At 30.2% G+C, this 8,616-nt stretch carries 6 protein-coding genes and 1 pseudogene; 2 read left to right on the forward strand and 5 right to left on the reverse strand.

The window, feature by feature from the left end:
* Positions 1–133: 133 nt before the first annotated feature.
* Positions 134–1,417, reverse strand: coding sequence for a lanthionine synthetase C family protein (locus M3205_RS24575; RefSeq protein ID WP_251172276.1), 1,284 nt, complete (start codon positions 1,415–1,417; stop codon positions 134–136).
* 3 nt (positions 1,418–1,420) lie between these two features.
* A complete protein-coding gene (locus M3205_RS24580; RefSeq protein WP_251172277.1) occupies positions 1,421–4,630 on the reverse strand; it encodes a lantibiotic dehydratase in 3,210 nt (1,069 codons plus the stop codon).
* A gap of 675 nt (positions 4,631–5,305) precedes the next feature.
* On the opposite strand from M3205_RS24580, the gene M3205_RS24585 reads away from it, so the two are divergent.
* Together M3205_RS24585 and M3205_RS24590 are read left to right on the forward strand one after the other, a co-directional pair.
* Positions 5,306–6,253, forward strand: a complete 948-nt coding sequence (locus M3205_RS24585; protein ID WP_251172278.1) for an ABC transporter permease subunit — start codon at positions 5,306–5,308, stop codon at positions 6,251–6,253.
* 12 nt (positions 6,254–6,265) lie between these two features.
* Entirely contained in the window at positions 6,266–7,156 is an 891-nt protein-coding gene (locus tag M3205_RS24590) for an ABC transporter permease (RefSeq protein WP_251172279.1), read from the forward strand.
* Positions 7,157–8,036: 880 nt separating this feature from the next.
* Here M3205_RS24590 and M3205_RS24595 read toward each other — a convergent pair.
* The 3 genes and pseudogenes from M3205_RS24595 to M3205_RS24605 form a co-directional block, all read right to left on the reverse strand.
* Positions 8,037–8,264, reverse strand: a complete 228-nt coding sequence (locus tag M3205_RS24595; RefSeq protein ID WP_251172280.1) for a hypothetical protein — start codon at positions 8,262–8,264, stop codon at positions 8,037–8,039.
* A gap of 15 nt (positions 8,265–8,279) precedes the next feature.
* On the reverse strand, positions 8,280–8,501 hold the full coding sequence (locus M3205_RS24600) for a hypothetical protein (protein WP_251172281.1): 222 nt from the start codon (positions 8,499–8,501) through the stop codon (positions 8,280–8,282).
* 32 nt (positions 8,502–8,533) lie between these two features.
* Positions 8,534–8,616: pseudogene (locus M3205_RS24605) on the reverse strand (ATP-binding protein); the annotation flags it as partial.

The following is an 8,616-nucleotide window of genomic DNA, read 5'->3' on the forward strand; positions in this document are numbered from 1 at the left end:
TGTGGTAACTTAATTGTATCAGAAGTGGTCCTTATTTTTTTCAAAAACAATCAAAGCCGGTGACATTTTACTCGTCGTAAAATGTCACCGGCTTTTTCATTTCAGAGGTGGGTTTTGTCCCAGCCTCATTAATCTAATTAATCAATAATGAAAAATCCCAATAGATATTTTCATTTCTTAATAGTGTTATTACTACTAACAAAACACCCATTTTCCCTGTTAACAGTTTTGGAAGATCCTCTCTTTCGTTGGTAAATTTATCTTCTTCTATACATTTTATTAAGTATTCAATTAAATTTTTTCTAGCTATGCCTATATTTCTGAGTGCAGTATCCTTATACATTCTGTCAAGAATTAGTAACAACCCTGTAAAACCATGACATATAGCAAGGTTATTAAGAGATATATCATGTGTTTTATTTGGATAGTTTTTAAACATTTCTTCAATAATTTTCTTGGTTTTCAGATCATTTATAGAAGCAGCTCCTAACCATAAAGCTCTTCCTATTCCGGGTTCACCATAGCACCAAGACTCATATCTTTTAACTTTATTCGTTTTCGACAAACTCTTCTCACCTGATTCTTCGAATGAAATTCTTCTAGGCCATGTAATTCCTCCATTCGTTAAATCAACCTTCCACTCAGAGTACCAATTTATAATTCTAGATATAGCTTGATTAATTTCAGAGGAAAAATACCCATATTTGACCGCCAAGGCCATTGCAGCCATTGGACCTGCTATTCCATGAGATAAACCAAGATTAAAACTCCCTCTCTTAAATAAGGCCCTATCACTATCCAAAAATTGATTTTCTATACTAATATACCAATTGGGTATTTCAATGCCATTTTCCTTTTTAATAGTTGATAATTCGATAAAATATCTAAGTATTCTTTTAATTACTTTATCAACTTTGGGATTATCTTTAAACTCAAGCAAATATCTCATTATACCTGAAATACCACTAATAACATCATAATCTTGCATTCTTACATTTTTATTATGAATATTTGAAAATAAAGTTTGAAGACTGTTATCAACATTATTTATAATAAACTCATTTATTTGGTCAATAAAATGGGCATAAACTAGTTTATTTTTTTGACTTAATAATGGTATAGCAGCCGATGTAATTCCATTCCAAATAGACATGGATGTTATCCCTTTATTCAGGTGCTTAGTTAACTCGGTCATATACCTATATATTAACTCGTCATATTTCTCTGTTGAATTAATTCTATTCAATTCAGAATAAAAGAGGATAAAAGCTGGTAATCCAGAATCTAAGGAGGTTTCATTCCAATACTCGTTATTATTTTGATAAACTGAACGGATTTTATCTATACTATTATAAGAATTTGCAAAATCATCAGTTGCAGCTTCCAAAAACTTTATTTTTTCTAATGTATTATTCATAATTCATCTATTTACCTCCTCTTTCATATTCATATTTCTAAGTACTCCTATTCTATAACCTATTGAATGTCTTACCATTGTTAGTAATTTTAATTCTTTCCGACGATCGGTTCCAAATAATCTATTTAAATGCATATGAATTAGAGAGTTAATAATATTAAAGTAACCATTGTGCAGGCAACTACTATTAGTTAATGAATCTAAATAATCCATTAAAACAACCTTTCTAAAATTAAAAATCTCGTTGGATATTTTATAGACTTGAGTGAAATATTGACTATTACTGTGTTCCTTTTTATTATGAATGTACTCTAATAAAGGTCGTTTTTCTTCTCGGAATTCTTTCCTATACTCTTTGTATGAAACAACACTGTCAAAATACTCTAATTGTTTGTTTAACGATATTTTTGATTTCTCCAAAATATCCAAAATACTTAGAATGGCAAAGTCCTCAAGCAGTAAAGTATTCATACTTTTACTTCTTAATAAAAGAATAGTGTGACTATCCATGTTAAACCAACTCTCGAATAGTTCTTGGTATTCTATTCCACCATACCTCTCTAATTCTGGTTTATAGGTGTCTATAACAACTTGATTTATTATTCCTCTTTCTTGCAACCTCTCAAATTGCAAACTAATAACTTTTAATAAATCGCTGATTAGCACATTGGGTTTACCCTTAAACCTTAATCTTATATGAGGCTCTGGGTCCAAATAACGTATAAAGAAATATCTTTCAAATAAATTTTCATTATTCAATTCACTAATTAAAGGAAATAAATAATTTACTAAAAATTCATCTTGTACTGTATTTCCTATGTAAATTTTAAGATATAACCATTCAGAACCTGGTAAGTAAACTCTACGCACGGGATAATTTTTTAAATCTTTTAATAAAACGTTATTAAATTTATTAATCTTTTCATTTCTAATTAGTGAAACAATGAACTCACCTTGGAAGATACTGTTTTTATTAGAAATAGGTGATTTCAATTGTTCACTTCCATATTCCACTAAAGTCAACTTATCTGTGGTTATCTGCCTAAGTCTTCTATGTAAAATTAGTAAAGATAAATCCTCCTCTAAATCAAGGAGCAGCCTATTATCTGTTTCCGCTAGGTATACAAATCGCGGCAAACTTAATTTTTCTTTCCATTTCAAGAACCCCGTTTTCCATATTTTGAAGTTGTTATTTTTATTATCTAAGTCTAAAACTGCATTGTTAATCCTCCATTTTGCCTGTAGTATTACTATATTTTTATAAGTAACTCTAGGTGTATAGAGCATGTAGTTATATGGGCCCCAGTTAATGTCTCTCTCTATTATTTCATTCTCCATTCCAACTTCATATAAAAAACGATAAATATTATGTGAAGCAAAACTGGGGTTGAGTACATTTAATTTTAAAGCTTTAATTCTCTTATTATGTTTTTTAGAACGAAGATAAAACCCCTCATCAGTACAACCAACTAAGATATCATCTAGTGGAATGTTTTTAGATTCCTTTGAGCCAATAGTGCCTAATGATATTTCATAATTGTGTATATTAGGAGTAATAACTAAGTTTGTAGATTTCCCTTTTCTCGGATTGTAAACAATTTCACTAATTAGTACCTCTTTTTCATCTATCCTGGATTCAACTATTTGTCCAAGTTTTTTTATATCTTTTTTATATTTCTGAGGTAACATGTCGTAAAAACGGCCAATTGAATTACCAGCACCATTCGAGCCTAAATGTCCCCCACCAAACATAATTAACTTGTAATCTCCACTATCAACATGGGATTCTGAATTCGCCATAATTGAAAATGTTAACTCTAATGACAGTGGCTTTTTCGGCTGAAAATCTTCATTGAACTTCATTATATCTTTATCAGTTAAATTAATCTCAAATTCATTGCTAAAAACAGCTTTATTAAACAAGTCTATTAGTATTGGATTTACTTTATTTTTATTAGCAGCTGGAAACCTAGATCTTTTCTTACTAACCGGATATTCATATGTTAATGGAGCACCTAATCCTATATCTTCGTCTAATAATTCTAGTAAAGGAACCTCACTCTTTTCTCCGTACAAATCTATGAATTCTTCTCTATATAATTCCAAATGAGAAAACGAATTATTACTTGTATGTAACCTTTCAAGAATATCTGCAGCTATTAAGATATCCTCTTTTAATTGTTCATTTAATTTCATTGGAGCTTTTTCATTTATCCTTAAATCAATTTGATAATAATCGTTACCATGATCTAATAACGATTTCATCAAAATTTCAATCTCTTCTAATAACTCTATGCCTTGACCAATTGATAATTTATCATACTTTCTCATAAGTAGTTCCAAATCAACCAACGTTTTGTATATTTGACCCGGGACTGAGCTAGTAGGCGGATTACATCCACTTAAGACTTTAATTAAGTTATCTAAGGGATGAGCCGCTGTTAATTGAGGTCTGAGTTCGGTTAGTATATATTCAGCTTTTATAAGTTCTACTAACAGTCCATATATGTTTTCTAGTTCCGCCCCTTCAAACTCATCTCTTACTTTATGTGCTATTGTCTCAAGACTCATTCTTACCTTTAATTCTTCAAGAATAAAAAGGATCAAAGGGTTTTGGGAGATTGTATTACCTTCAAGTGAGTATTTCCCTTCTTTTTTCTGCCCATATGAAGTTACATAAGGTAAATGAACTTTATTATATTTTTTATAAATCATATTATTTGTTTGAACATTTATATTTTTTAAATATAAAATGTTTTCATCTAGAATTTTAACAACTCCTAATAACCATTCCATATCAGGTCTAATTCTCGTACTATGGCTCTCAATCTCCCCAATATTTAAAGATGATGAATCTGAGAATTCACCCATAACGAAACCAGCATTTATTCCAAAAGGAGTTGAACGAGTAGAAATCCTATTTATATATTTGATAACACTGGAGAATATTTGTTTTTTTTTCTTTTTGTTTGTCTCACTATTAAAATTTATAAGAGCTTTATATAAATTTTTACTTGAAATAAGTATTGATTCCATAAAAATTCTATTATTCTTTAATTCAATGATAAGATCATCAATAAATAATAGTTCATTATCATGCAAGCTATTTAATTTTTTATTTAATTCGATGAAAGATTGTAATGGAAAGAGAGGACTTCTAAGCATAAAGAAATTACCTACACTAAATGAACTAGAGAAGTTTAATTTATTCATATTAAAATACCTGCTTTTTATTTATTGTATTGACTTCTTAATATGTAAATAATACTTATTCTATTTATTAGTTATAAAATTCAAATCATTATTCTTAATGATTTAAACAGCCCTTTATAATAAATATGAACTATACCCCAGATAGTGGACACTGATAAAAAAGTGCCCCTTTCTGGGGTATAGTTCATATTGAACTATGCCCCGATTTACGGACAGTTTAAAAAGCGCCTATGCGGCTAGTAAATGGCCCCGGTATTGCTCCGGGGTCATTTTTTAAATTTTTTAAAAGTAACTTATGTAGTAGGGCAAGGTGGGTTCCAAGATACATTACAATAATTAGTAGAGCACACACCAGTTTCTGGACAACCTAATGTTGTGCATCCTAAAGTTCCTTAAACTGCTTGGGGATCTTGAACCTTCTCTGGCTCTAGAACAGTTACATTTAAATCAAGAGTAAACATTTCCTTAGTCATATTAATTCCTCCCTAATAGGTTATTATTCTAGGTGTGAATTTCATCTGTGATTAAATGGTAAAACAATGAAGATATAATGTCAACGGATTATTACCAATTTTCAGTATTTTTGGTATATTTATTGAATTACGGGAGTTATTGTAATATATTTGGAAGAGTATATTTGTAGGAGCTATATTATTTAAAAATAGGGGGAAGTTAATGAAGTTACTTCAGAACTTAATAAGAAATATAGTAATTTTTTCTTCTGTTGCAATACTTTTAATAGTTCTAGTACTAACTCCTACAGGACTCGAGGTATATATTGTTGATTATAAAATGGAGTGGTCATTCAATTGGAAAGTTTATTTTAACAATATCAAAAGTACAATATATCAATTAATATTTGAACGAACATTAGGGGGAGATCCAAACACGGGTATACTAGTGCTTGATCATGTAAAAAGATACTCTTTAAGGAGCCTTAAAATAATTATTCCAACTTTCATTATTTGCTTAATAATTGGTATGCTAAAAGGTTTAATAAATTATTACTTCGAAAAAAGATTTTTAACAATAGGTAATAGAATTTTAAATATATTTTTTATATCTATACCAGACTTTTTTATTTTAATTGTCTTGCAATATTTGATTTTTTCTATTACTAATTCTGGGTTAATAAAGATAGATTTGTACGGACATGAAAATTGGTATAACGTAATTTTACCAATGATAGCACTTAGTATATATCCAATTTTCTATTTATCAAAGATTGTCTATACATGCATAAAAGATGAAGAAGATAACCACTATGTAAGAACAGCTGCAGCGAAAGGTACAAGAAGACTCTGGATAGTTCATCGACACATACTCATGAATTGCTTGTTTATAATTACCTCTAATTTCCAAAAAGTATTTATTATCATTCTGTCAAGTCTCCCAATTATAGAGTTGCTGTCAGCATATAACGGTGCTGGTTATCAACTTATGATTGCTTTAAAAGATAATAATATGAAATTAACGATAGGATATCTTTTTTTCTTCTTAATAACTATGACTATTAGTTCCTGTTTTATTCAATTAATAAATCACTTAATAAATAGTAGGTCATTAAAACTCAATTTACTTATGTTTAAATCATTTAAATTAGATAGGACTTTTAAAAGATAAAGGAGAATCTTGATGAATAAGTTAAACCCAATACTCCTTATAGGTATCGCCTTCCTTATAGTATTATTATTTTTATCATTCATAGGTCCGTATTTGCCCTTTGTACAAGATAATCTAGATAAGAAACATTTTATAAAAGATAGTAATAATAATCTTTTAGTTCCTCCTCTACCACCCTCTGATAAATTTATAATTGGGACAGATAAGGAGGGGAGGGATCTTCTTAGTGTCTTAATTCTGGGGGCAAAAGAAACGCTGGGCTTTATTTTATTTATTTCTATTATTCGTTATTTAATTTCAATTCCGCTAGGTTTCTTGGCTTCTAGGGATAAGTATATATATAACATTCTAATACTCTGGAATAGGTTATTTACATACGTACCCACATTTATTGTAGTCTTACTAATTTCCTTTATTCCCTTTGTATTATACTCTAGCTCTCGGCTCTTATTAATGATCATATTAATTGCTTTTATCGAGGTTGGGAATGCTGCTTTAATCAAAAAGGAACTCTTTGCTCAGGTGAGAAAGAAGGAATACGTTACATCTGGTATTGTCATAGGCACACGGCCAATTAAACTATTTTTAAAATACTTTTTGTTTCCAGTTAGAAAGCAAATTATTGTACACTTCACATTTGACATAGGTAGAAACATGTTATTATTGGCACAACTCGGATTCGCAGACATATTTATTACACATGTCATTAAACAAAATGAAACTGGGAGTTGGGTTTGGTTTAACAATTCTAATAACTGGCCAATCCTTTTGAGTGACTCATTGTTATTCATAAAAACAGCAATCTGGATTCCTTTATGGACAGCATTATTTATGTCTTTCACTATTTTTACATTCAACCTACTTGGGGAGGGGCTAAAAGAATACTTTACAAAGAAAGCATAGGAGATAGTATTTATTTGTTACACTATTTTTCTGAAGGGACAAGAAAGATAAACCCGTTCTAAATTATATTAAGGTCTAGTTGATTTTAATGGTAATCCGCACATTATGCATCGGCCGCTATTTAATAAACTTTTGAAATAGTCAAACTGCCTACTTAGTCTCAAATACTATGTTTTTAGAAAAATTACCTAGATGTTTATGAAGCATGGTTCTCTGTCCATTCAGGGGAAACTGTACGTTGAATTTCTTGCCCCAGTTCTTCTCAAATACCCTTTACTCTGTGGGCCTCTATGAATGAAATATTAAAGTACAGGGTGCATCTGTAACAAAGTCTTCGCTTTCAAGAAAGTACTTGTTATGCCACTTTTCTATCTTTGGACTTCCCTTTTATTAAGAAGTCTTCGGCCACTTTTATTTTTTGATACTGAGAACATTTGCCTTTACGATTATTAAATATAACCTTTTGCTCAAACATAAGCTGAATGGCTTGCTAGCTTCTCCGTTGTTGATTATGAAAAGGAAACATACCCGGAGGACTGATTTTAGTAGAAAATACCTTTTCATGTCGATATAAATTGTCATGTAAATGGTAAAGGAATATTTATATGTATCATGTCTAAAGCAGAACAGGAATTGTATACTTAATAATGCAATACCTCACCCTTTCGTTTTTTGTCTTGAAAATTTGCACAAAAAAACGACCTTTGGGCGATAGAAAGACATTACAAATAAAGTAATGTTCCATCGACCACAAAGGCCGTAACTTTTAAGCGTTCCCGCTAGTCTTCAAGAGACTGCAAAAAAATTAATAGAAAAAAATACTTACAGAAAAATTTCACTATAAATTTCTAGCTGTATCAATATTTCCCTATATATTCTTTTAACTCACCCATTCATCTGTACTTTTTAAAGCAAATTTTATTCTTGTAGTAGCTTCTTTGTAACATTCTGGATCTTCCCTACAAGTATCCTCAACAGAATGAATTAGAACTTCAATGGCTTGCAAAGTCAATTCAATTTCACTTTTGGACTTTCCTTTTATCTCAATTATAATCTCCTGATTATTTGACTCATCTAGATTCATCAGATTTATCTTGAGTTCTCTCATATCACGCCCTCTTTTCTATTTAAATATATTCATGAGTTCTCCTACTTTTTCTACAATGCTTTCCTTCATATCTTCTGATACAATATCCATGTCAAAACCATTACTTTTATTTACATACCCAGGGATACTCCAAATATTTTGCCCGGATTCTTTTGCTTTTTTTTCCGCTGCAAGATATAGATCGGTATAGTTGTATTCATCATATAAATAAGCGACCCTTACTAATGTAGACGTCAAGTCGAATTTTACACTTTTTGCTCATTTCCTTTTTACACTTCGGCTGAAAATATGCTTTTCCGATTTCTCATACGATGACTTTCCTCATCTTCTCTACCGTGAATGACTTCCACAC

This window comes from Cytobacillus firmus (assembly GCF_023715565.1).
Taxonomy (GTDB): Bacteria; Bacillota; Bacilli; order Bacillales; family Cytobacillaceae; genus Cytobacillus; species Cytobacillus firmus_C.

Coding starts and splice junctions, on each gene's coding strand:
- M3205_RS24590 (WP_251172279.1), top strand. CDS start 6,266: ATGAATAAGTTAAACCCAATACTCCTTATAGGTATCGCCTTCCTTATA.
- M3205_RS24585 (WP_251172278.1), top strand. CDS start 5,306: ATGAAGTTACTTCAGAACTTAATAAGAAATATAGTAATTTTTTCTTCT.
- M3205_RS24575 (WP_251172276.1), bottom strand. CDS start 1,417: ATGAATAATACATTAGAAAAAATAAAGTTTTTGGAAGCTGCAACTGAT.
- M3205_RS24595 (WP_251172280.1), bottom strand. CDS start 8,264: ATGAGAGAACTCAAGATAAATCTGATGAATCTAGATGAGTCAAATAAT.
- M3205_RS24580 (WP_251172277.1), bottom strand. CDS start 4,630: ATGAATAAATTAAACTTCTCTAGTTCATTTAGTGTAGGTAATTTCTTT.